This is a genomic window from Leptothrix cholodnii SP-6 (genome assembly GCF_000019785.1).
GTDB classification, from domain to species: Bacteria; Pseudomonadota; Gammaproteobacteria; order Burkholderiales; family Burkholderiaceae_C; genus Sphaerotilus; species Sphaerotilus cholodnii.
The window spans coordinates 4,312,697-4,334,193 of record NC_010524.1 but is presented as its reverse complement, the minus strand read 5'-3'; the positions used below and the strand labels follow the sequence as shown (position 1 = coordinate 4,334,193).

The following is a 21,497-nucleotide window of genomic DNA, read 5'->3' as shown; positions in this document are numbered from 1 at the left end:
CTCCTTGAATTATTTGTCAGATAACGCTTGCGCCAGGTTCGAATCCTTGTCATAATATCTTTCTCAGTCGCGGAGTGGAGCAGTCTGGTAGCTCGTTGGGCTCATAACCCAAAGGTCGCAGGTTCAAATCCTGCCTCCGCAACCAAGGTATTCAAGGACTTCAGGTCCGTAAAAAGCCAACCAGCCGGTTGGCTTTTTTGTTTTCTGCTCGGGTTTTTGCTTGATATCGCGCCGTTTCAGGCGGCGCGGGCTTGGCGGTGTGCGTTTGCGGTGCTTTTGGACCAAGACCAACATCAAGGCCCAAGCCCGACCAGGCAAGAAAAAACCCCCTGAGCCACCGCGTTGCGCTGGCTCAGGGGGTTGATGTGCTGCGTTGGCAGCGGCTGCTTATTGCAGCTTGATTTCGACGTCCACGCCTGCGGGCAGGTCGAGCTTCATCAGGGCGTCAACCGTCTTGTCGGTCGGATCGACGATGTCCATCAGGCGCTGGTGGGTGCGCATTTCAAACTGGTCGCGGCTGGTCTTGTTGACGTGCGGCGAACGCAGGATGTCGAAACGCTGCATGCGGGTCGGCAGGGGCACGGGGCCCTTGACGATCGCACCCGTGCGCTTGGCGGTCTCGACGATTTCCTGAGCCGACTGGTCGATCAGCTTGTAATCGAAGGCCTTCAGACGGATGCGGATCTTTTGCTTTTGCATGGTCATTCCTTAAAGAGCGGAGTGCAGCCCGAGGGCTGCGCGAACGGATGCGGGCGCCAGGGCGCCCGCAAGGTTCACACTTACGCGATGATCTTGGCCACGACGCCGGCGCCGACGGTACGGCCGCCTTCGCGGATGGCGAAACGCAGGCCTTCTTCCATGGCGATCGGGGCGATCAGCTTGACCGTGATCGACACGTTGTCACCGGGCATGACCATTTCCTTGTCCTTGGGCAGCTCGATGGCGCCGGTGACGTCGGTGGTGCGGAAGTAGAACTGCGGGCGGTAGTTGTTGAAGAACGGCGTGTGGCGGCCGCCTTCTTCCTTGCTCAGCACGTAGATCTCGCCCGTGAAGTGGGTGTGCGGCTTGACGCTGCCCGGCTTGCACAGCACTTGGCCGCGCTGCACGTCTTCGCGCTTGGTGCCGCGCAGCAGGATGCCGACGTTGTCGCCCGCCTGACCTTGGTCGAGCAGCTTGCGGAACATCTCGACGCCGGTGCAGGTGGTGTTCTGCGTGGCGCTGATGCCGACGATCTCGATGGCTTCGCCGACCTTGATGATGCCGCGCTCGATACGGCCGGTCACCACGGTGCCGCGACCCGAGATCGAGAACACGTCTTCGACCGGCATCAGGAAGGCGCCGTCGACCGCGCGCTCGGGCGTGGGGATGTAGCTGTCGAGCGCATCGGCCAGCTTCATGATGGCCTGCTCGCCCAGCGGGCCCTTGTCGCCTTCGAGGGCGAGCTTGGCGCTGCCGTGCACGATCGGGGTGTCGTCACCCGGGAACTCGTACTTGTCGAGCAGCTCGCGCACTTCCATTTCGACCAGCTCGAGCAGCTCGGCGTCGTCGACCATGTCGCACTTGTTCAGGAACACGATGATGTACGGCACACCGACCTGACGCGCCAGCAGGATGTGCTCGCGGGTCTGGGGCATCGGGCCGTCGGCGGCCGAGCACACCAGGATCGCGCCGTCCATCTGGGCGGCGCCGGTGATCATGTTCTTGACGTAGTCGGCGTGACCCGGGCAGTCGACGTGTGCGTAATGGCGGTTGGCCGTTTCGTACTCGACGTGCGCGGTGTTGATGGTGATGCCGCGTGCCTTCTCTTCGGGCGCTGCGTCGATCTGGTCGTACGCCTTGGCCGAGCCGCCGAACTTGGCTGCCAGCACGGTCGTGATCGCCGCCGTCAGCGTCGTCTTGCCGTGGTCCACGTGACCGATCGTGCCGACGTTGACGTGCGGCTTGGTCCGCTCAAACTTTTCCTTAGCCATCTCGAATCTCCAAAAAAGAGCAATGCCCGTGTCGGTTTAAGGTCTCCGGATCTGGCCTGCCACGGGCAGCTGGCCAACCTCGTGATCCGAGGCATCGAAGACCGATAGATGTCCCAACCGACCCGGCGCAGGCCGTGGATCCGGCTTTGCCAGTCCACTGGCCTGGCCCCCTCGAGGGGGAGCGGCGTGAGCCGCTCGGGGGTGGGCCTTACTTGCCGCGAGCGGTGATGATCGCGTCGGCCACGTTCTTCGGAGCTTCGCTGTAGTGCTTGAACTCCATCGTGTACGTGGCGCGGCCTTGCGTGGCCGAGCGCAGCGAGGTCGAGTAGCCGAACATTTCCGACAGCGGGACTTCGGCCTTGATGACCTTGCCGCCACCGACCATGTCGTCCATGCCCTGGACCATGCCGCGGCGGCTGGACAGGTCGCCCATCACCGTGCCGGCGTAGTCTTCCGGGGTCTCGACTTCCACGGCCATCATCGGCTCGAGGATCACCGGCTTGGCCTTGCGCATGCCGTCCTTGAAGCCCATCGACGCCGCCATCTTGAAGGCGTTTTCGTTCGAGTCGACTTCATGGTACGAACCGAAGGTCAGCGTGACCTTGACGTCGACCACCGGGAAACCGGCCAGCACGCCGTTGGGCAGCGTGTCGATCAGGCCCTTTTCCACCGCGGGGATGAACTCGCGGGGCACGACGCCGCCCTTGATGGCGTCGACGAACTGGAAGCCGGCGCCCGGCTCCTGCGGCTCGACGGTCAGCACGACGTGACCGTACTGGCCCTTGCCGCCCGACTGGCGCACGAACTTGCCTTCGACGTCCTTGACCAGGTCACGGATCGTTTCGCGATACGCCACCTGCGGCTTGCCGACGTTGGCTTCCACGCCGAACTCGCGCTTCATGCGGTCGACGATGATTTCCAGGTGCAGCTCGCCCATGCCGGAAATGATGGTCTGGCCCGATTCTTCGTCGGTGCGCACGCGGAACGACGGATCTTCGGCAGCCAGACGGCCCAGCGCGATGCCCATCTTTTCCTGGTCGGCCTTGGTCTTGGGCTCGACAGCCTGCGAGATCACCGGCTCCGGGAAGATCATCTTCACCAGCGTGATCGGCGAGTCGATGTCGCACAGGGTCTCGCCCGTGGTGACTTCCTTCAGGCCCACGCAGGCGGCGATGTCGCCGGCCAGGATCTCCTTGATTTCTTCACGCTGGTTGGCGTGCATCTGCAGGATCCGGCCGATGCGCTCCTTCTTGCCGCGGATCGGGTTGTAGACGCTCGAACCCGACTGCAGCACGCCCGAATAGACGCGCACGAAGGTCAGCTGGCCAACGAACGGGTCGGTCATCAGCTTGAACGCCAGGGCGGAGAACTTCTCCTTGTCGTCGGCGCGGCGGCTGATCGGCTGATCGTCGTCGTCGGTGCCGGTGACCGGGGGGATGTCCACCGGCGACGGCAGGTAGTCGATCACGGCGTCGAGCATGCGCTGCACGCCCTTGTTCTTGAACGCGGTGCCGCACAGCATCGGCTGGATCTCGCAGGCGATGGTGCGGGTGCGCAGCGCGAGCTTGATCTCGTCCTCGGTCAGGTCGCCCGTCTCGAGGTACTTGTTCATCAGCTCTTCGCTGGCTTCGGCCGCGGCCTCGACCATCTTCTCGCGCCATTCCTGGGCCACGCCTTCGAGGCCGGCCGGGATGTCTTCGTAGCTGAACTTCATGCCCTGGGAAGCTTCGTCCCAGATGATGGCCTTCATCTTCAGCAGGTCGACCACGCCGGTGAAGCTGTCTTCGGCGCCGATCGGCACCACCACCGGCACCGGATTGGCGCGCAGGCGGGTCTTCATCTGGTCGACGACCTTGAAGAAGTTCGCGCCGGTGCGGTCCATCTTGTTGACGAACGCGAGGCGGGGCACCTTGTACTTGTTGGCCTGGCGCCAGACGGTTTCCGACTGCGGCTGCACGCCGCCGACGGCGCAATAGACCATGCAGGCACCGTCGAGCACGCGCATCGAACGCTCGACTTCGATCGTGAAGTCGACGTGCCCGGGGGTGTCGATGATGTTGAAACGGTGTTCCGGCAGCGAGCGGTCCATGCCCTTCCAGAAGCAGGTCGTCGCGGCCGACGTGATGGTGATGCCGCGCTCTTGCTCCTGCTCCATCCAGTCCATCGTGGCGGCGCCATCGTGGACTTCACCGATCTTGTGGTTCACACCCGTGTAATACAGGATGCGCTCGGTGGTGGTGGTTTTGCCGGCGTCGATGTGAGCCGAGATACCGATGTTCCGGTACCGCTCGATGGGGGTCTGGCGAGCCATGATGTCACTCCAAATACAAAGAATGCCCCAGGCGGTCGATCGGACCGAACGGGGCAGTCAGGGGTCAAGGTCGGGTGGACCGGATCAGAAACGGAAGTGCGAGAACGCCTTGTTGGCTTCAGCCATGCGGTGCACTTCGTCGCGCTTCTTCATCGCGCCGCCACGGCCTTCGCAGGCTTCCATCAGCTCGTTGGCCAGGCGCTGGGCCATGGACTTCTCGCTGCGCTTGCGGGCCGATTCCTTCAGCCAGCGCATGGCCAGAGCCATCCGGCGGATGGGGCGAACTTCCACGGGAACTTGGTAGTTCGCACCACCGACGCGGCGTGACTTCACTTCGACCATCGGCTTGACGTTGTTCAGCGCGGTCAGGAAGATTTCCATCGGATCCTTGCCGGCCTTCTTCTCGACCTGCTCGAGGGCGCCGTAGATGATGCGCTCGGCAACAGCCTTCTTGCCCGATTCCATGATGACGTTCATGAACTTGGACAGATCGACCGAACCGAATTTCGGATCAGGCAGGATCTCCCGTTTGGGGACTTCGCGACGACGTGGCATATCAATTCCTTTCGATGCTTCAGTTGGCGGCTGGCTTCAGGCCTGCAGCCTGGGATGTCGGCAAATACAACAACCCACTTACTCGCCCACCACGGTTGTGGTGGCCGCTGCTTCGACACCGCGCAGTCTGACCGCGCCGGGTGACGAAGACGTGACCTGTGATCAGGCCTTCTTCGGGCGCTTCGAGCCGTACTTGGAGCGCGACTGCTTGCGATCCTTGACGCCTTGCAGGTCGAGCGAACCGCGCACGATGTGGTAACGCACACCCGGCAAGTCCTTGACACGGCCGCCGCGCACGAGCACGACACTGTGTTCCTGCAGGTTGTGGCCTTCGCCGCCGATGTACGAGATGACCTCGAAACCGTTGGTCAGGCGCACCTTGGCGACCTTGCGAAGCGCCGAGTTCGGCTTCTTCGGGGTCGTGGTGTACACGCGGGTGCAGACACCGCGGCGCTGCGGGCAGTTCTGCATCGCAGGCGACTTGGATTTCGTGACCTCGACCTCACGGCCTTGGCGCACGAGCTGGTTGATGGTTGGCATGGGTAACTTGTTCCCGTTTGAAGTTACGTTGATCGTTTTCGCCGCCGGATCATCGGCGCGAACCGGGTGGTGCAAGCAACAAAGCCTGCGTGAGGCTTGGAAACCTCCGCAGGCACTGTCTGAAGCAGACCCAGGCTCCGACGCTGACGGTCGAAAGCCCGCAAGTATAGCTTGGTGCTCCCAAAAGAGGCAACGTGCGCCTTTGTCCTTCGGCTTGAACTAGAGTTGTCGCGATGTCCACGCCCTCCGACCTGCGCTTTCCGTCGATCGATGCCTTGAGGGCGTTCGATGCCGTCGCGCGGCTGGGCAGCTACGAGCGCGCTGCCGACGAGCTGGCCATCACCGCCAGTGCCGTCAGCAAGCGCATCGTCACGCTCGAGGACCTGCTCGGCGCGGCCCTGCTGGTGCGTGGCGCGCGCGCGCTGGCCTTGACGGCACACGGCAAGGAGTATCTCGCGCAGGTGCGCGCCGCGCTCGGCCTGCTGGCCACCGTGCCCCTGCATCAGCGCGCGCGCCAGCGCATGCAGAAGCTGCGGGTCAGCGCGCCGCCCACCTTCGCCCGCCTGATCCTGGTGCCGGCGCTGGAGCAGTACACCGCCGCGCACCCGCAGGTCGAGCTGGAGGTGGTGCTGTCGATCCCGTTCCTGGAGCACGCCGGCTCCGCCGAGGCCGACGTCGAGATCCGCCACGGCGATGCCGCCGCGTTCGGTGCCGCGCCGTTGATGCACGACTGCGTGGTGCCGCTCGCCAGCCCCGGCCTGCTGGCGCGCTGCGGCCTGCCGGCCGAGCCGGCCGATCTGGCGCGTTTTGCGCTGCTGCGCACGCCGGTCGAGCCCTGGTCGCCGTGGTTGCGCGCCGCCGGGCTCGACTGGCCCGAGCCTTCGACCGGACCGAGGCTGGTCGACCTGGGCCTGACGCTCGAAGCCGCCGTCTGCGGCCAGGGCATCGCGCTGGCGCGGCCGTCGCTGGCCCGGCACTGGCTCGACAGCGGCACCCTGCGCCCGGTGCTCAAGGTGACGGCGACGCCCGCGTCGCAGTATTTCCAGCTCGTCCAGACCGCCAACCCGGCCGCGCTCGACTTCTCGAGCTGGCTCGCCGGTGTCTGTGCCGATGCGGCGGCGCGTGGCCGCGAAGCGCTTTCCGCCGCGGCCTGAAGATATTTCGCGGTACGCCGCCTCCCCACTCGCTAGCATCGCGGCCAGTTACAAAAGAGGAGACCGCCGTGACCGTCATCACCACCATCGAAGACCTGCGTGTTCTGGCCGAGAAGCGCGTGCCGCGCATGTTCTACGACTACGCCGATTCCGGCTCGTGGACCGAGAGCACCTACCGCGCCAACGAGAGCGAGTTCCAGAAGATCAAGCTGCGCCAGCGCGTCGCGGTCAACATGGAGAACCGCAGCACCGCCGTCAAGATGATCGGCATCGACGCCCGGATGCCGGTGGCGATCGCGCCGGTCGGCCTGACCGGCATGCAGCACGCCGACGGCGAGATCCACGCCGCGCGCGCGGCCGAGAAGTTCGGCATCCCGTTCACGCTCTCGACCATGAGCATCTGCTCGATCGAGGACATCGCGCAGAACACCACCGCGCCGTTCTGGTTTCAGCTCTACATGATGCGCGACCGCGACGCGATGGCCCGCATGATCGAACGCTGTCGCGCCGCCAAGTGCAGTGCGCTGGTGCTGACGCTCGACCTGCAGGTGATCGGCCAGCGCCACAAGGATCTCAAGAACGGCCTGACCGCGCCGCCCAGGCCGACGCTCAAGAACATCATCAACCTGATGACCAAGCCGCGCTGGTGCCTCGGCATGGCGGGCACCCGGCGCCACACCTTCCGCAACCTGGTCGGCCACGTCAAGGGCGTGAGCAACATGCGCTCGCTGTCGGCCTGGACCAACGAGCAGTTCGACCCCACCTTGTCGTGGGCCGACGTGGCCTGGGTCAAGGCGCAATGGGGCGGCAAGCTGATCCTGAAAGGAATCCAGGACGTCGAAGACGCCAGGCTCGCGGTGGCCAGCGGCGCCGACGCGATCGTCGTCAGCAACCACGGCGGCCGCCAGCTCGACGGCGCGCTGAGCTCGATCGAGGCCCTGCCGGCGATCGTCGAGGCGGTCGGCGACCGGATCGAGGTCTGGATGGACGGTGGCATCCGCAGCGGCCAGGATGTGCTGAAAGCCTGGGCGCTCGGCGCCCGCGGCACGATGATCGGCCGCGCGATGGTCTACGGCCTGGGCGCGATGGGCGAGGCCGGCGTCACCAAGGCGCTGGAGATCCTGCACAAGGAGCTCGACGTGACGATGGCCTTCTGCGGCCACACGAAGCTGACCAACGTCGACCGCCGCATCCTGGTGCCGGGCTCCTATCCGCTGCCGAGCGCGAACCCGGTCGACTGACCGGAGCCTGCGGTCAGAGCGACGGCGCGGCGTTGAACACCCGCCCCGAGTGCTCGCGCATCGAGTGGAACTGGATGTCGGGCACGCGCTCCTGCGTCACCCGCAGGTCGGAGCTGTACTGCACCATGAAGGCCGGCGCGCCGACCACGTCGTGGGCGATGCGCAGCGGCTCGCTGTCGATGAACTTCTTGAGCTTGGCCTCGTCGGCGCAGGTGATCCAGCGTGCGATCGAGAAGCGGCACGGGTCGAGCCGGGCCTCGACGCCGTATTCGCCCTTGAGCCGGTGCAGCACCACCTCGAACTGCAGCTGGCCGATCGCGCCCAGCATCAGCGAGCCGCCGGCCACCGGGGTGAAGACCTGGATCGCGCCTTCTTCGCCCAGCTGCTGCAGGCCCTGGCGCAGCTGCTTGCTGCGCAGCGGGTCGCGCAGCTCGACGGTGCGGAAGCTCTCGGGCGCGAAGAACGGCAGCCCGGTGTAGTGCAGCATCTCGCCTTCGGTCAGCGTGTCGCCGAGCTGCAGCACGCCGTGGTTGGGGATGCCGATGATGTCGCCGGCCACCGCGTCGTCGACCAGTTCGCGGCGCTGCGACAGGAAGCTCACCACCGTCTGCGGGCGGATCTCCTTGCCGTTGCGCGTCACCTTCAGGCGCATGCCGCGCTGGAAACGGCCTGAACTCACGCGCACGAAGGCGATGCGGTCGCGGTGTGCCGGGTCCATGTTGGCCTGCACCTTGAACACCACGCCGGTGAACTTGGGCTCGGTCGGCTGCACCGTGCGCTCCTGCGCCTGGCGCTCGCCGGGCGGCGGCGCCAGCGCCACCAGCGCGTCGAGCACTTCCTGCACGCCGAAGTTGTTGACCGCCGAGCCGAAGAACAGCGGCGACTGCCTGCCGGAGAGAAACGCCTCGCGATCGAGTGCCGGCGTCGCTTCGCGCAGCAGCTCCATTTCGCCCGATGCGTTCTGGAAGTCCAGCCCGTAACGCTCGGCCAGGATCGGGTTGGACAACCCGTCGACCACCTCGTCGCCGGCGTTTTCCATCTTGTCGGCGCCGGCCTTGAAGACGCGCATGCGGTCGTGCTGCAGGTCCATCACGCCGCGGAAGCTCTTGCCCATGCCCACCGGCCAGGTCATCGGCACCAGGCTCATGCCCAGCGTCTGTTCGATCTCGTCGAGCAGCGCCAGCGGCTCTTTCACCTCGCGGTCCATCTTGTTGACGAAGGTGATGATCGGCGTGTTGCGCGCGCGGCAGACCTTCAGCAGGCGCAGCGTCTGCTCCTCGACGCCGTTGGCGGCGTCGACCACCATCAGCGCCGCATCCACCGCGGTCAGCACGCGGTAGGTGTCTTCGCTGAAATCCTGGTGGCCGGGGGTGTCGAGCAGGTTGATGACGCAGTCGCCGTATTCCATCTGCATGACGGACGACGCCACCGAGATACCGCGCTGCTTCTCGATCTCCATCCAGTCGGACGTCGCGTGGCGGCTCGCCTTGCGCGCCTTCACCGAGCCGGCGATCTGGATCGCGCCCGAGAACAGCAGCAGCTTCTCGGTCAGCGTGGTCTTGCCGGCGTCGGGGTGGGAAATGATCGCGAAGGTGCGGCGACGCTGGATGTCGCGCTCGAGCGGCGATGGCGGGGTGTCAGGCGTGTCTGTGCTCATGGATCGGCCGGGCGGCTGAGCCGCAGCCAAGACGGCCGGCGGCAAAGGCGGGATTGTCGCTGCTGCCCGCGGCCTGGCGGCCATTCGCGTCAGGAAAGCCGGATCGGGGCGGGGAAAGTCGCTTGCGGACGCGTCTGGCCTACCGCTGGGGAGCCGGCCGCTGCCACTCGACCGGCGTGAGCTCGGCACTGCCCTTGGCGCCGCTCACCAGCACGTGGCCGTCCTGGATCGTCACGCCCAGGCGCATCGAGCGCTCGGCCAGCGCGGCGAGGGCGACGCAGGCGTCTTCGGGCAGGAAGCTCACGCTCAGGTTGCGGTTGCGTGCGAGGGCGCCCTTGTTGTCGGCCCACCAGGCTTCGGCCTTGCGGTTGCCGTAGGCCAGCAGCAGCACCTCGTCGGCGCGGCCGCAGGCGCGGCGCAGCACGCGCTCGTCGGGCAGCCCGACCTCGATCCACTGCTCGATCGCGCCGGTGTCGTCGCGCCGCCAGAGCGCGGGCTCGTCGTCCGACGAGATGTCGCCGGCCAGCGCCAGGCGCTCGTGGGCGTTGAGCGCGAAAGCGAGGATGCGCACCATCAGCCGCTCCTCGGTTTCGGACGGATGCCGCGCCAGCGTCAGCGCATGGTCGGCGTAATAACCGCGGTCGATGTCGGCGACGGACAGCTCGGCTTTGTAGATCGTGGAACGGATGGCCATCGGCGGATTCTAGGTGGCGCCCCTGTGCCGGCCTGGCCCGGACGGCGCGGCTACGATGCCGCGTCATCCACAACCCACCGGAGACCCCGATGATTCTCGAAGTTGCCGACATCCGCATCCAGCCCGGCCGCCAGGCCGAATTCGACGCCGCGATCCAGCTCGGCCTGAACACCGTGATCGCCAAGGCCAAGGGTTTCAGCGGTTTCAAGGTCAACAAGGGCATCGAGTCGCCCGAGCGCTACGTGCTGATGATCTGGTGGGCCACGCTGGAGAACCACACGGTCGACTTCCGCCAGTCGCCGGCGTTTGCCGACTGGCGCGCCATCGTCGGGCCGTTTTTCGCCCAGCCGCCGGTGGTGGAGCATTTCGAGCTGCTGGCCAAGTCAGAGTGAGTTGAATTCCCAACAAATCCGCACCTTTTTGCTGAGTTGATCGCTTGCCGACAATTGCTTGTTGCGGATCGCAACATTAAAGTGTCGGCTTCACTATGACTTCAGGGATTTTCATGAAATTAAAGTTTTTGGCGCTTGCATGCGTGGTCGCGCTTGGTGGTTGTTCTTCCATCATCAAAGGAACCAGCGAAACGATCAGCGTGAATTCAATCGAGAAAGGCACTACCATTTATGTGGATGGTGCAGCTCGCGGGTTGGATAGTGCGAGCGTCAGTGTCAAGAAGGGCAAGCCGCACAGCATTCGAGCAGAGAAAGATGGTTGTCAGGCGGTCACAGCAGACACAACCGAAACCTTCGATCCCACGTCGTTGCTCGGAATTCTGCTTGATTTCGGTATTTTCAGTATCCCGATCGATTTGATGTCTGGGGCAGCTTGGAAGGTTGAGCCGACTACCTACACGGTCACACCAATTTGCCAGAAGCAATAACTGCTTAAGCAATGAAAAACGGCACGCGTTAGCGTGCCGTTTTTGTTGGCAGGTTCTAAGCGCGCAATTGGCGCGCTACATGTGTCGATCAGATGCGCTCGAAGATCGTCGCGATGCCCTGGCCGCCGCCGATGCACATCGTCACCAGCGCGTAGCGGCCACCGGTGCGCTGCAGTTCGTAGATCGCCTTGGTCGCCAGGAAGGCGCCCGAGCAGCCGACCGGGTGGCCCAGCGCGATCGCGCCGCCGTTCGGGTTCACCTTGCTCATGTCGAATTCCAGGCCACGCGCGACCGCGATGGCCTGGGCCGCGAAGGCTTCGTTCGACTCGATGACGTCGATCTGGTCGAGCCGCAGGCCGGCCTTCTTGAGCGCCAGCTTGGTGGCCGGGATCGGGCCTTCGCCCATCACCTCGTTGGGCACGCCGGCCACGGCGTAGGACACCAGGCGGGCGATCGCCTTGTGGCCGTCGGCAGCGGCACGGGCGGCGTCGGCCAGCACGAAGAAGGCGGCGCCGTCGTTGATGCCCGAGGCGTTGCCGGCGGTCACGGTGCCGCCTTCCTTCTTGAACGCCGGCTTCATCTTGGCCAGCGTTTCCATCGTGGTGTTGGCCTTCACGTGCTCGTCGGTGTCGAACGTGACCTCGCCCTTGCGGGTCTGCTTGACGATCGGCACGATCTGGCTCTTGAAGCGGCCTTCGGCGATCGCCAGCGCGGCACGGCGATGCGACTCGACCGCCAGCGCGTCCTGCTCCTCGCGGGTGATGCCCCACTTGGTGACCAGGTTCTCGGCCGTCACGCCCATGTGGCCGACGCCGAACGGGTCGGTCAGGGTGGCGACCATCGAGTCGATCATCTTGGTGTCGCCCATGCGCGCGCCGCTGCGCATCGCGGTCGACAGGTAGGCGCCGCGGCTCATCACCTCGACACCGCCGCCCACGCCGTAGTCGCAGTCGCCCAGCAGGATGTTCTGCGAGGTCGTCACGATGCCCTGCAGGCCCGACGAGCACAGGCGGTTGACGGCCATCGCCACCGAATCCTTCGACAGGCCGGCCTGGATCGAGGCCACGCGGGCGACGTAGGCGAAGCGGCTGTCGGTGGGGATGCAGTTGCCCACCGTCACGTAGTTGATGGCCTGCGGGTCGACGCCCGAGCGCAGCACCGCCTCTTTCATGACCATGCCGGCCAGCTCGGCGGGCTCGGTGTCGGCGAGGCTGCCGCCGAAAGTGCCAATGGCCGAACGCGCTGCGCCCAGAACGACAACGTCACGTGTGCTCATCTCAGTCTCCTGCAGGTGTGTAAAAGTCGACGAAAGCATAGCGCGTCGGGCCTGCCTTTGGGCTTACGTGCGTGTCATGGCCGGCGAGTCGGGGCTCTGGTACAACACCCGTCGCATGGAACACAACATCTCGCTCATCACCACGCTGGCCGCCGGCTTCGGCATCGCCCTGATCCTGGGGTTCATCGCCGAGCGCATCAAGATGCCGGCGCTGGTGGGCTACCTGGTGGCGGGCATCCTGATCGGCCCGGCCACGCCGGGCTTCGTGGCCGATGTCGGCATCGCGGCGCAGCTGTCGGAGATCGGCGTGATGTTGCTGATGTTCGGCGTCGGGCTGCATTTTTCGCTCGACGACCTGCTGGCGGTCCGGCGCATCGCGGTGCCCGGCGCGGTGGTGCAGATGGGTTTCGCGACGGCGCTGGGCATGGCGCTGGCCTCGTGGTGGGGCTGGAGCCTGGGCAACGGGCTGATCTTCGGGCTGTCGCTGTCGTGCGCGAGCACGGTGGTGCTGCTCAAGGCGCTCGAGGCGCGCGGCGTGCTCGAGACCATGAACGGCCGCATCGCGGTCGGCTGGCTGGTGGTGGAAGACCTCGCCACCGTGCTGGTGCTGGTGCTGATGCCGCCGCTGGCCGGCGTGCTGGGCGGCACGGTCGATCCGGCCGACAGCGCCGGCCCGCTCTGGATCACGATCGGCAAGACCTTGCTGCAGGTCTCTGCCTTCATCGCGCTGATGCTGATCGCCGGGCGCCGCGTGCTGCCCTGGCTGCTGTCGCACATCGCGCGCACCGGCTCGCGCGAGCTGTTCACGCTGTCGGTGATCTCGGCGGCGATCGGCATCGCCTACGGCGCGGCGGCGCTGTTCGGCGTGTCGTTCGCGCTCGGCGCCTTCTTCGCCGGCATGGTGATGCGCGAATCCGAGTTCAGCCACCGCGCCGCCGAAGAATCCCTGCCGTTGCGCGATGCCTTCTCGGTGCTGTTCTTCGTCTCGGTGGGCATGCTGTTCGAGCCGGCGATCCTGGTCGAGCAGCCCGGGCGCGTGCTCGGCGTGGTCGCCATCATCATCGTCGGCAAGTCGATCGCGGCGCTGGCGCTGACGCTGGCGTTCCGCTACCCGCTCAACACCGCGCTGACGGTGGCGGCCAGCCTGGCGCAGATCGGCGAGTTCTCGTTCATCCTGGCCGGGCTGGGCATGGCGCTCGGCCTGCTGCCGGCCGAGGGCATGAGCCTGGTGCTGGCCGGCGCGCTGATCACGATCGCGCTCAATCCCTTCCTGTTCGCCGCCATCGCGCCGTTGCGCCGCTGGCTGCTCGGGCGCTCCGAACTGGCGCGCAGCCTGGAGCGGCGCGAGGACCCCTATGCCGAGCTGCCGATGAGCACCGAGCGCAAGTTCCTCGCCGGCCAGGTGGTGCTGGTGGGCTACGGACGGCTCGGGCGCCGCATCGCCGAGGCGCTGGCGCAGCGCGGCATCCCCTACGTGGTGGCCGAGGAGAACCGCGAGCAGGTCGAGCGCCTGCGCAACCAGGGCATCGCCGCGGTGTCGGGCAATGCCGCCGATCCGGCGGTGCTGATCCAGGCCCACATCGCCGACGCCTCGATGCTGGTGGTGACGATTCCCGATCCGGTCGACGTCCGGCTGATGGCCGACACCGCCCGCACCCTCAACCCGGACATCGAGATCGTGCTGCGCAGCGACAGCGAGGACGAGTCCGAACTGCTGCGCAAGCAGGGCATCGGCACCGTGTTCTTCGGCGAGGAGGAACTCGCCCGCGGCATCACCGGCCACGTGCTGCAGCGCTTCGCGCCGCGGCCGGGCGCGCTGGTGTCCTGAAGCGGCATCCGCCTGCTGCGCACCGGCCGCCGCCCTGCTAGGCTGGCAGCTCAGCTACCGGAGTCCTGTCATGCAAGCGGCCGCCAAGTACCTGCTCATCCTCGAGTCCGCCGGCGCGATGGTCGCCCGCCTGTTCGACGCCCAGCGTCGACAGGTGGCCGAGTTCGACGCCGCATCGGAGGAGGTCACGGTGATGACCAAGGGCCTGAGCGCCTTCGAGGGCGCCGATCCGCGTGACTGGGGCCTGGCCTTGCGTGGCCACAGCCCGAGCGAGCTGGCCGGCGCGATGGTCTACACGCTCGACGTGTAGGCGGTCGGCGCCCCGGGTTGGCCCGTGGCGCCGAGCGCCGGCCGTGTCACTCGACCACCACCACGCTGTGCGGCACGCGGCCGACGGCCACGCTCTTGATCGCCTTGGCGGCGCCGACGTCGATGATGGTCAGGTCGTCCGACAGGCCGTTGGCGACGTACAGCCGGTCCTGCGCCTTGTTCAGGCCCAGGCCCCAGGCGCGCTTGCCGGCCAGCACCAGGTCGGTGGTCTTGCGCGTGGCGACGTCGACGAACGCCACGTGGTTGGCCTTGCCCAGGCCGACGAACGCCCGCTTGCCGTCGGCGCTGATCTCGATGCCCACCGGCGTGATGTCGGTGGCGCGCGCGCCCTTGACGGTGAACTTGATGGTGTCGAGCACGCTGTGATCGCGGGTGCTGATCACCGTCACGCTGGCGGCCAGCTCGTTGGTGACCCACAGCTGCGCGCCGTCGGGCGTCATCGCAAAACGCCGCGGGCGCTTGCCGGCCTTGATGTTCTTGGTCACCTTGCCGCTGGCGACGTCGATCACGTGCACCAGGCTGGCCACCTCGGAGGTCACGTAGACGGTCTTGCCGTCGGGGCTGACCTTGACACCTTCGGGCTCCTTGCCGACCTCGATGCTCTTGGTGCGCTTGCCGCTGGCGAGGTCGACCACGCCGAGTTCGCCGTCTTCCTCGTTGCTGACGTAGAGCGTCTTGCCGTCGGGCGAGAGGTCGAAGATCTCGGGGTCTTCGCCCAGGTCGACCTTGCCGACCGACTTGCGGGTGGCGATGTCGATCACGTCGGCCTGGCCCGAGTCGCCGCAGGCCACCATCAGCTGCTTGCGATCGGGCGTGAGCTGCATGTGGCGCGGGCGCTTGCAGGTCGCGATCGTGCCGGTGACGCTCATCGACGCCAGGTCGAGCACGGCCAGCGTGTTGTCCTTCTCGCTCGACACGTAGGCGACGCCCTGGGCCTGGGCCGAGGCACCGGCCAGCACCAGCACGGCGGCTGCGGCGAGGCTGGAGAAGTTGCAGAGGGTGGCGAAGGGCTTCGAGTGATGGGATGGCATGCAGGTCTCCTGGTTGACAGGGCCGCAACGTAACGAGCGGAATCGGCCGGGACCAGGGAAAAATTCCTGGATCGCTGGTAAGTCCGGAGCCCGGCGGCACCGAACGTCCCAGCCTGTGACACCCCGCCCGCGCGACGGCGCGCCGCTCAGGGCATCAGGCCGTGCTGGCGCGCGTAATGCACCAGCTCGATCGAGTTGGCGACGCCGAGCTTCTGGCGGATCTGGGTCTGGTAGTTGGACACCGTCTTTTCGCTCAGGCCGATGCGCGCGGCCGCCACCTCGACACCCAGGCCGGCCAGCAGCAGCTGCAGCACCTCGAGCTCGCGGCCGGTGAGCTGTTCGTGCGGCAGCGGCCGGCGGCCGGCGCGGGGTGGGGCGGACGGCCCGTGCGTGTCGACCACCTCGCCGCGCAAAGCCTGGCGCACCGCGCCGATCAGCGCCTGCGGGTCGCTGCTCTTGGCGACGAAGCCGCAGGCGCCCGCGCCCAGGCACTGGCCGACCAGCGCCGCGCTGTCGTGCATCGACACCATCAGCACCTTCAGCGCCGGCCGGTCGCGCTGCAGTTGTCGCAGCAGGTCCAGGCCGCTGCGCCCGGGCATCGAGAGGTCGAGGATCAGCAGGTCGACCGCCGTGCGGCGCGCCTGGCAGAGATCGGCCGCGGCGCTGTCGGCGTCGGCGTATTCGGCCACCACGCTCAGGTCGGGTTCCAGTTCGAGCAGGCGGCGGTAGCCGACGCGCACGATCGCGTGGTCGTCGGCCAGGGCGATGCGCCACGGCGTGGCGGGCGGCGGAGTCGGTACGGACGAGTCGGTGACGGACATGGTTTCAGGCGGACGGCGGTGGGGTCGGACTGGCGGGCTGGAACCGCAGTGTCGCGTGCAGCGCGAGGCCCGGGCGGTCGGTCGGCCCCCAGGCCCACAGCCCGCCGAGCGCCCAGACCCGCTCCTGCATGCCGCCCAGGCCGTTGCCCTGCTGCAGCGCGGCGGCCGGGTCGGCGATGCCGACGCCGTCGTCCTCGACCGACCAGTGCAGCTGCGCGCCGGCCCACGGCGGCTCGCGGCCGGCCTGCACCACCAGGCGCAGGCGCACCTCGCGTGCCCGGGCGTGGCGGGCGGCGTTGGTCAGCGCCTCCTGGCTGAGCCGGTAGACCGCCAGCGCCACGTCGCGCGGCAGGCCGAACCGCTCGGCCATCGAGGCGTCGATCGGCCCCACCGCGCCGTGTTCGTCCTGCCAGGCCAGCGCCAGGTGGTAGGTCATCGGCGTGGACTGGCTGCGCGCCTGGCTGTCCTGCCAGCTCTGCACCAGTCCCTGCAGCTGCTGGATCAGGCGGCTGATCGGCAGCGGCTGGCCGGCGCCGTCGTCGCCGGGGCCGAGCGGGCGCAGCCGCACCAGCAGGTCGCGGATGTCGCGCTGCACTTCGCCGCAGCGCTCGGCCATGCCTTGCGCCACGGCGCACAGCTCGGGCTGATCGGCCAGCCGCCGCACCAGCCAGGCGGCGTCGAAACGCAAGGCCGTCAGGCGCTGGCCGAACTCGTCGTGCAGCTCGCGCGCCAGCAGCGCGCGTTCGTCCTCCTGCAGCGTCAGCACCTTCTGGCTGAGCAGCTGGCGCTGCGTTTCGGCGGCATCGAGTCCCTGCACCAGGTGGCGCAGGGCGGCGGCGATGGCTTCGAGCTCGCGGATCGGCATCGCCGGCAGGCGCCGCACGCCGTCGGGGTCGTGGTGCTCGATGCGCTCGATCGCCGCCAGCAGGCCGGCCAGCGGCGCGAAGGCGCGGCGCACGTTCCAGGCCATCACCAGCAGCAGCCCGGCGATGCAGGCCAGCAGCAGCGCCAGCGCGCCGGCCAGATTGTTGAGCGCCTCGATGCGTTCGCTCTCGTGCGAGGCGCTGAGCGAGACCCGCCAGACCCGGCCATCGGGGCGTGCCAGCTGCCAGGTGACGCGCCGGCTGTCGGGGCGCGACAGCAGGCGCCGGTGCAGGTCGTAGAGCCAGCCCAGCCCGGCGGCGTCGGGTGGGCTCGGCGCCGGCCGCAGCAGCACGTGGCCGTGCTCGTCGAGGACGTGCAGGTCGAGGTGGCGCAGGCCGCCGCCGGCCAGCGTGGCGAGCAGCGCGTCGATCGCGCTGCGGTCGTCGGTCTGCTGCACGCTGCCCAGGCGCGCCATCACGCCGGCCAGCGCCATCGCGGCGTCGACCTCGTCGTCGATGTTGTCGCCCACGCGCACCAGCCCCAGCACCGCGGCCAGCAGCAGCGCCGCCGCGCCGACCGCGATGGCGCGCCGCATCACCAGGCGCGGCAGGTCGAACGGCAAGGCTTTGTTCATGATCGCGGGGCGGGCCGGGTCGGCACCAGATAATCCAGCCCGCACTTTGCCGCACGACCGCCCCCGCCCCGCTGCGCCGGGCCGATCGCGCGCCGCATGCAGCGCCCGGGCTTCAGGCCAGATCTCATCAAGGAACTCCTTTGAAAAGTGCGCTTTTCGTCGATTTCGACAACGTCTATTCCGGCCTGCGCAAGCTCGATCCGACCATCGCCGATCGTTTCTCGCGCCAGCCGCTGCGCTGGGTCGAATGGCTGCTGGACGACCTGCCGCCCCCCGAACACGCCCCGGACGGCGCCCGGCGCCGGCTGCTGGTGCGGCGGGTCTACCTCAATCCGCAGGTCTACCAGCGCTACCGCGCCGCCTTCAACCACGCCGGCTTCGAGATCATCGACTGCCCGGCGATGACCAGCGAAGGCAAGACCAGCACCGACATCCACATGGTGCTCGACATGGTCGACCTGCTGCAGCACCAGGTGCATTACGACGAGTTCATCGTGTTTTCGGCCGACGCCGACTTCACCCCGGTGCTGCGCAAGCTGCGCCGCTGGGATCGCCGCACCACGGTGCTGGCGGTGGGTTTCCCGTCGGCCGCCTACCGCGCCTCGGCCGATCTGCTGATCGACACCGACCTGTTCCTGCGCGATGCCATCGGCGTGCGCGAGGCCGAGGATGTGGCGCCTGCGGCCCCGTCGAACGGCTCGAATGGCTCGAACGGCACGCTCGTCCATGCGGCAGCGGCCGGGGTGCCGACGTCGGTGCAGGCCCCGGGGCCGACATCGGCGGGCGCGGGTCTCGACGAATCCGCCCCGGTGCTGTTCTCGCTGGCGGCCGCGTCGGTGCCCGAGCAGGCCGTGCTGGTCGAGCGCATCCGCACCGAGGTCGCGCGTGCCGACCTGCCGGTGCCCTGCGCCCGGCTGGCCTCGCGCCTGATGGCCGAGTACCCCGGCATCTCGCCCGACTGGTGCGGGCAGGGCGGCTTCCGGCGTTTCCTCGAATCGCTGCCGCTCGAGCCGCTGGCGCTCGACTGGAGCGCCTCGGGCGGCCACCTGTTCGACCCGGCGCGCCACACGCTGCGCCAGCCGTCGGCGCCGTTCGCGCACCGCACGGCGGTCGACGCGGTGAGCTGGGGGGTCGAACCGGCGATGCTGGCGCTGATCCGCCAGGTCAACGAGATCACCGGCGTGCCGCTGCTGTCGCCGCGCGACTTCAGGGCGCTGTTCGACGCGGTGGCCGCCGAGGTGGCCGAAAACCCCTTCCAGCTCAACGAGACCGGCAAGGCGGTGCGGGACCGCTGCCGCGAAGCCGGCCGCGACATCAGCCGTGAAAACGTCAACTGGGTGCTGCGCGGCCTGCTGCTGTGCGGCCACGAGTTCGGCCAGGGGCACGACGACGTGCCGACGCTGACCTACCGGCTGGTCGGCAACCTGATCAACCTGTGCCGGCGCGAGCAGGTCATGATGGACGAGGGCGCGCCCGGCATGCTGCAGCGCTGGATGAGCGGCAAGGTCGGCGAGTCGGGCGGCTGATGCCCGTCAGGCGGGCCGGGCGCTGGCTCAGCCGGCGCGCTGGCCCAGCATCTGGCGGGCCAGCGACTCGGCCACCTCGATGCCGTCGACACCGGCCGACATGATGCCGCCCGCATACCCCGCGCCTTCGCCGGCCGGGTACAGACCGCGCACGTTCAGGCTCTGGTGGTCGCGGCCGCGGTTGATGCGCAGCGGTGACGAGGTGCGCGTCTCCACGCCGGTCAGCACCGCGTCGGCCATCGAGAAACCCTTGATCTGGCGCTCGAAGGCCGGCAGCGCCTCGCGGATCGCGGCCAGCGCGTAGTCGGGCAGGCTGCCGCGGCCGGGCTCGGACAGGTCTGTCAGATGCACGCCGGGCTTGTACGACGGCAGCACGCTGCCGAAGGCCTGGCCGCTGCGCGGGCCGCGCTGGTTCTTGATGAAGTCGCCGACCAGCTGGCCCGGCGCGACGTAGCCGCCGCCGCCGAGTTCGTAGGCACGCGATTCCCACAGCCGCTGGAACGCCATGCCGTCGAGCGGGCTGACCGGGCCTTCGCTGCGGCCGTCCTGCCGGTAGTCCTGCGGGTCGATGCCGACCACGATGCCGGCGTTGGCGTTGCGCTCGTTGCGCGAGTACTGGCTCATGCCGTTGGTGACGACACGATCGGGCTCCGACGTGGCGGCCACCACCGTGCCGCCCGGGCACATGCAGAAGCTGTAGACCGCGCGGCCGTTGCTGGCGTGGTGCACCAGCTTGTAGTCGGCCGCGCCGAGGATCGGGTTGCCGGCGTTGGGGCCGAAACGCGCGCGGTCGATCACGCTCTGCGGGTGCTCGATGCGGTAGCCGATCGAGAACGGCTTGGCCTCCATCTGCACACCGCGCTCGTGCAGCATCGTGAAGGTGTCGCGCGCGCTGTGGCCGAGCGCCAGCACGACGTGGTCGGCGCGGAGCTGCTCGCCGCTGGCCAGCGTCACGCCTCTGATATGACCTTGTTCGATCAGCACGTCCGTCACGCGCTGCTGGAAGCGGATCTCGCCGCCCAGCGCCTCGATGTCGGCGCGCATCTTCTCGATCATCGACACCAGCCGGAAGGTGCCGATGTGCGGCTTGCTGACGTAGAGGATCTCGTCGGGCGCACCGGCCTTGACGAACTCGGTCAGCACCTTGCGCGTCAGGTGGCGCGGATCGCTGATCTGGCTCCAGAGCTTGCCGTCGGAAAACGTCCCGGCGCCGCCCTCGCCGAACTGCACGTTCGACTCCGGTGTCAGCACGCCCTGGCGCCACAGGCCCCAGGTGTCCTTGGTGCGCTCGCGCACCACCTTGCCGCGCTCCAGCACGATGGGTTTGAGGCCCATCTGCGCCAGGATCAGCGCGGCGAACAGCCCGCACGGCCCGAAGCCGATCACCAGCGGGCGCAGCCGTTCGCCCGAGGCGTAGAAATCCGCCGGCGCGTGGCCGACGAACCGGTACGAGGTGTCGGGGCTGGGCTTGAGGTGCTGGTCTCCACCCGCCGCGCCGGCGGCGCGGGCCAGCAGCGCGGCCTCGTCGACGCCGTCCGCCAGCGTGCAGTCGACCGTGTAGATCAGCACCACCGCGGTCTTCTTGCGGGCGTCGTAGGCGCGCTTGAAGACCGTGAACGCCGCCAGGTCCGCATCGCGCTGCAGGCCCAGGCGCGCCACGATCGCGGCGCGCAGCGCCTCATCGGCGTGGTTCAGCGGCAGGCGCAGTTCGGTGATTCGGAGCATGGGCGGAGCCTGGCAGTCGATGACAAAGGAGATGCACAAACGACGAGACGGCCAGGAGGCCGTCTCGGGATCCCGTCACAGGCCGTCCGCGAGGACCGCCTGTGTCCGGATTCAGCCACCCTTGCTGGGGCGCTTGCCGGGGTTCTTCTTGCTGCGGGTGTGCGAACCACGCTCGAGGCTGCACTTCTGGCCGCGGCCGACGGTGAAGGTCACGCCCTTCGGTGCGGGGGGACGGGGGGTGGCCTTGCGGTCGGCTTCGGTAACGATCTTGTTGCCCATGGATGGCTCCGGTGAACGGGTAGAGGGACGGCGGATTTTCGAAGGCATGGATTAGGCCACAACTCGGCCGGGCCGGGCCGGAGATGTCTGAACGCCGCGGCGCCCGCGCTCGACAAGCGCACATCGCCTCGACCGCTGCGCGATCGGCGCTGCGGCCGTATGCTGCGGCGCTGTTCACGTC

The 21,497-nt window shown here is 67.8% G+C and carries 20 protein-coding genes and 1 tRNA gene; 8 read left to right on the top strand and 13 right to left on the bottom strand.

From position 1 onward, the window contains the following. Positions 1-68 precede the first annotated feature (68 nt). Positions 69-145, top strand: a tRNA-Met gene (locus tag LCHO_RS19235). A 242-nt stretch (positions 146-387) separates the two neighbouring features. On the opposite strand, the gene rpsJ is transcribed toward LCHO_RS19235, so the two are convergent. The 5 genes from rpsJ to rpsL all read right to left on the bottom strand — a co-directional run bounded on the left by rpsJ (position 388) and on the right by rpsL (position 5,376). After that, positions 388-699: a 30S ribosomal protein S10 gene (rpsJ, locus tag LCHO_RS19230; RefSeq protein WP_012348866.1), complete on the bottom strand. Its 312-nt coding sequence runs from the start codon at positions 697-699 to the stop codon at positions 388-390. 80 nt (positions 700-779) lie between these two features. After that, the gene (gene tuf / locus LCHO_RS19225; protein ID WP_012348865.1) at positions 780-1,970 is read right to left on the bottom strand and encodes an elongation factor Tu; all 1,191 of its coding nucleotides are present in this window, start codon (positions 1,968-1,970) and stop codon (positions 780-782) included. Positions 1,971-2,178: 208 nt separating this feature from the next. Further along, on the bottom strand, positions 2,179-4,281 hold the full coding sequence (gene fusA, locus LCHO_RS19220; protein ID WP_012348864.1) for an elongation factor G: 2,103 nt from the start codon (positions 4,279-4,281) through the stop codon (positions 2,179-2,181). A gap of 84 nt (positions 4,282-4,365) precedes the next feature. Beyond that, entirely contained in the window at positions 4,366-4,836 is a 471-nt protein-coding gene (gene rpsG, locus LCHO_RS19215; protein WP_012348863.1) for a 30S ribosomal protein S7, read from the bottom strand. Between the two features lie 162 nt (positions 4,837-4,998). Further along, on the bottom strand, positions 4,999-5,376 hold the full coding sequence (gene rpsL / locus LCHO_RS19210) for a 30S ribosomal protein S12 (protein ID WP_012348862.1): 378 nt from the start codon (positions 5,374-5,376) through the stop codon (positions 4,999-5,001). Positions 5,377-5,609: 233 nt separating this feature from the next. Here rpsL and LCHO_RS19205 point away from each other — a divergent pair, with 233 nt between their 5' ends. After that, the gene (locus tag LCHO_RS19205) at positions 5,610-6,530 is read left to right on the top strand and encodes a LysR substrate-binding domain-containing protein (RefSeq protein WP_012348861.1); all 921 of its coding nucleotides are present in this window, start codon (positions 5,610-5,612) and stop codon (positions 6,528-6,530) included. A 68-nt stretch (positions 6,531-6,598) separates the two neighbouring features. Next, positions 6,599-7,771 (top strand): alpha-hydroxy acid oxidase, encoded by a 1,173-nt coding sequence (locus LCHO_RS19200; protein ID WP_012348860.1) that lies wholly within the window; start codon positions 6,599-6,601, stop codon positions 7,769-7,771. Between the two features lie 13 nt (positions 7,772-7,784). Here LCHO_RS19200 and LCHO_RS19195 read toward each other — a convergent pair whose 3' ends face one another. Together LCHO_RS19195 and LCHO_RS19190 are read right to left on the bottom strand one after the other, a co-directional pair. Beyond that, positions 7,785-9,428 (bottom strand): peptide chain release factor 3, encoded by a 1,644-nt coding sequence (locus LCHO_RS19195; RefSeq protein WP_012348859.1) that lies wholly within the window; start codon positions 9,426-9,428, stop codon positions 7,785-7,787. Positions 9,429-9,567: 139 nt separating this feature from the next. Continuing rightward, a complete protein-coding gene (locus LCHO_RS19190; protein ID WP_012348858.1) occupies positions 9,568-10,122 on the bottom strand; it encodes a YaeQ family protein in 555 nt (184 codons plus the stop codon). Positions 10,123-10,211: 89 nt separating this feature from the next. Between LCHO_RS19190 and LCHO_RS19185 the strand changes: the two genes are divergently transcribed. Both LCHO_RS19185 and LCHO_RS23520 read left to right on the top strand, forming a co-directional pair. After that, positions 10,212-10,514: an antibiotic biosynthesis monooxygenase family protein gene (locus LCHO_RS19185; protein WP_012348857.1), complete on the top strand. Its 303-nt coding sequence runs from the start codon at positions 10,212-10,214 to the stop codon at positions 10,512-10,514. Positions 10,515-10,627: 113 nt separating this feature from the next. Continuing rightward, positions 10,628-11,002 (top strand): PEGA domain-containing protein, encoded by a 375-nt coding sequence (locus LCHO_RS23520; protein ID WP_190274820.1) that lies wholly within the window; start codon positions 10,628-10,630, stop codon positions 11,000-11,002. Positions 11,003-11,090: 88 nt separating this feature from the next. On the opposite strand, the gene LCHO_RS19180 is transcribed toward LCHO_RS23520, so the two are convergent. Beyond that, a complete protein-coding gene (locus LCHO_RS19180) occupies positions 11,091-12,278 on the bottom strand; it encodes an acetyl-CoA C-acyltransferase family protein (protein ID WP_012348855.1) in 1,188 nt (395 codons plus the stop codon). A 115-nt stretch (positions 12,279-12,393) separates the two neighbouring features. On the opposite strand from LCHO_RS19180, the gene LCHO_RS19175 reads away from it, so the two are divergent. Both LCHO_RS19175 and LCHO_RS19170 read left to right on the top strand, forming a co-directional pair. Then, positions 12,394-14,106 carry a cation:proton antiporter domain-containing protein gene (locus LCHO_RS19175; RefSeq protein WP_043704505.1) on the top strand — a complete coding sequence of 571 codons (1,713 nt, stop codon included), beginning with the start codon at positions 12,394-12,396 and terminating at the stop codon, positions 14,104-14,106. 70 nt (positions 14,107-14,176) lie between these two features. Next, a complete protein-coding gene (locus tag LCHO_RS19170) occupies positions 14,177-14,416 on the top strand; it encodes a hypothetical protein (RefSeq protein WP_012348853.1) in 240 nt (79 codons plus the stop codon). Positions 14,417-14,462: 46 nt separating this feature from the next. Here LCHO_RS19170 and LCHO_RS19165 read toward each other — a convergent pair whose 3' ends face one another. The 3 genes from LCHO_RS19165 to LCHO_RS19155 all read right to left on the bottom strand — a co-directional run bounded on the left by LCHO_RS19165 (position 14,463) and on the right by LCHO_RS19155 (position 17,786). Beyond that, positions 14,463-15,467, bottom strand: a complete 1,005-nt coding sequence (locus tag LCHO_RS19165) for a PQQ-dependent catabolism-associated beta-propeller protein (RefSeq protein ID WP_012348852.1) — start codon at positions 15,465-15,467, stop codon at positions 14,463-14,465. A 146-nt stretch (positions 15,468-15,613) separates the two neighbouring features. Continuing rightward, positions 15,614-16,288: a response regulator transcription factor gene (locus LCHO_RS19160; RefSeq protein WP_012348851.1), complete on the bottom strand. Its 675-nt coding sequence runs from the start codon at positions 16,286-16,288 to the stop codon at positions 15,614-15,616. 4 nt (positions 16,289-16,292) lie between these two features. Further along, positions 16,293-17,786 (bottom strand): sensor histidine kinase, encoded by a 1,494-nt coding sequence (locus LCHO_RS19155; protein ID WP_012348850.1) that lies wholly within the window; start codon positions 17,784-17,786, stop codon positions 16,293-16,295. Positions 17,787-17,926: 140 nt separating this feature from the next. Here LCHO_RS19155 and LCHO_RS19150 point away from each other — a divergent pair, with 140 nt between their 5' ends. Beyond that, a complete protein-coding gene (locus tag LCHO_RS19150; protein ID WP_012348849.1) occupies positions 17,927-19,312 on the top strand; it encodes an NYN domain-containing protein in 1,386 nt (461 codons plus the stop codon). A gap of 27 nt (positions 19,313-19,339) precedes the next feature. Here LCHO_RS19150 and LCHO_RS19145 read toward each other — a convergent pair whose 3' ends face one another. Beyond that, positions 19,340-21,037, bottom strand: a complete 1,698-nt coding sequence (locus tag LCHO_RS19145) for an NAD(P)/FAD-dependent oxidoreductase (protein ID WP_012348848.1) — start codon at positions 21,035-21,037, stop codon at positions 19,340-19,342. 111 nt (positions 21,038-21,148) lie between these two features. Next, positions 21,149-21,316, bottom strand: a complete 168-nt coding sequence (locus tag LCHO_RS23780; protein WP_012348847.1) for a hypothetical protein — start codon at positions 21,314-21,316, stop codon at positions 21,149-21,151. Between the last annotated feature and the right edge of the window lie 181 nt (positions 21,317-21,497).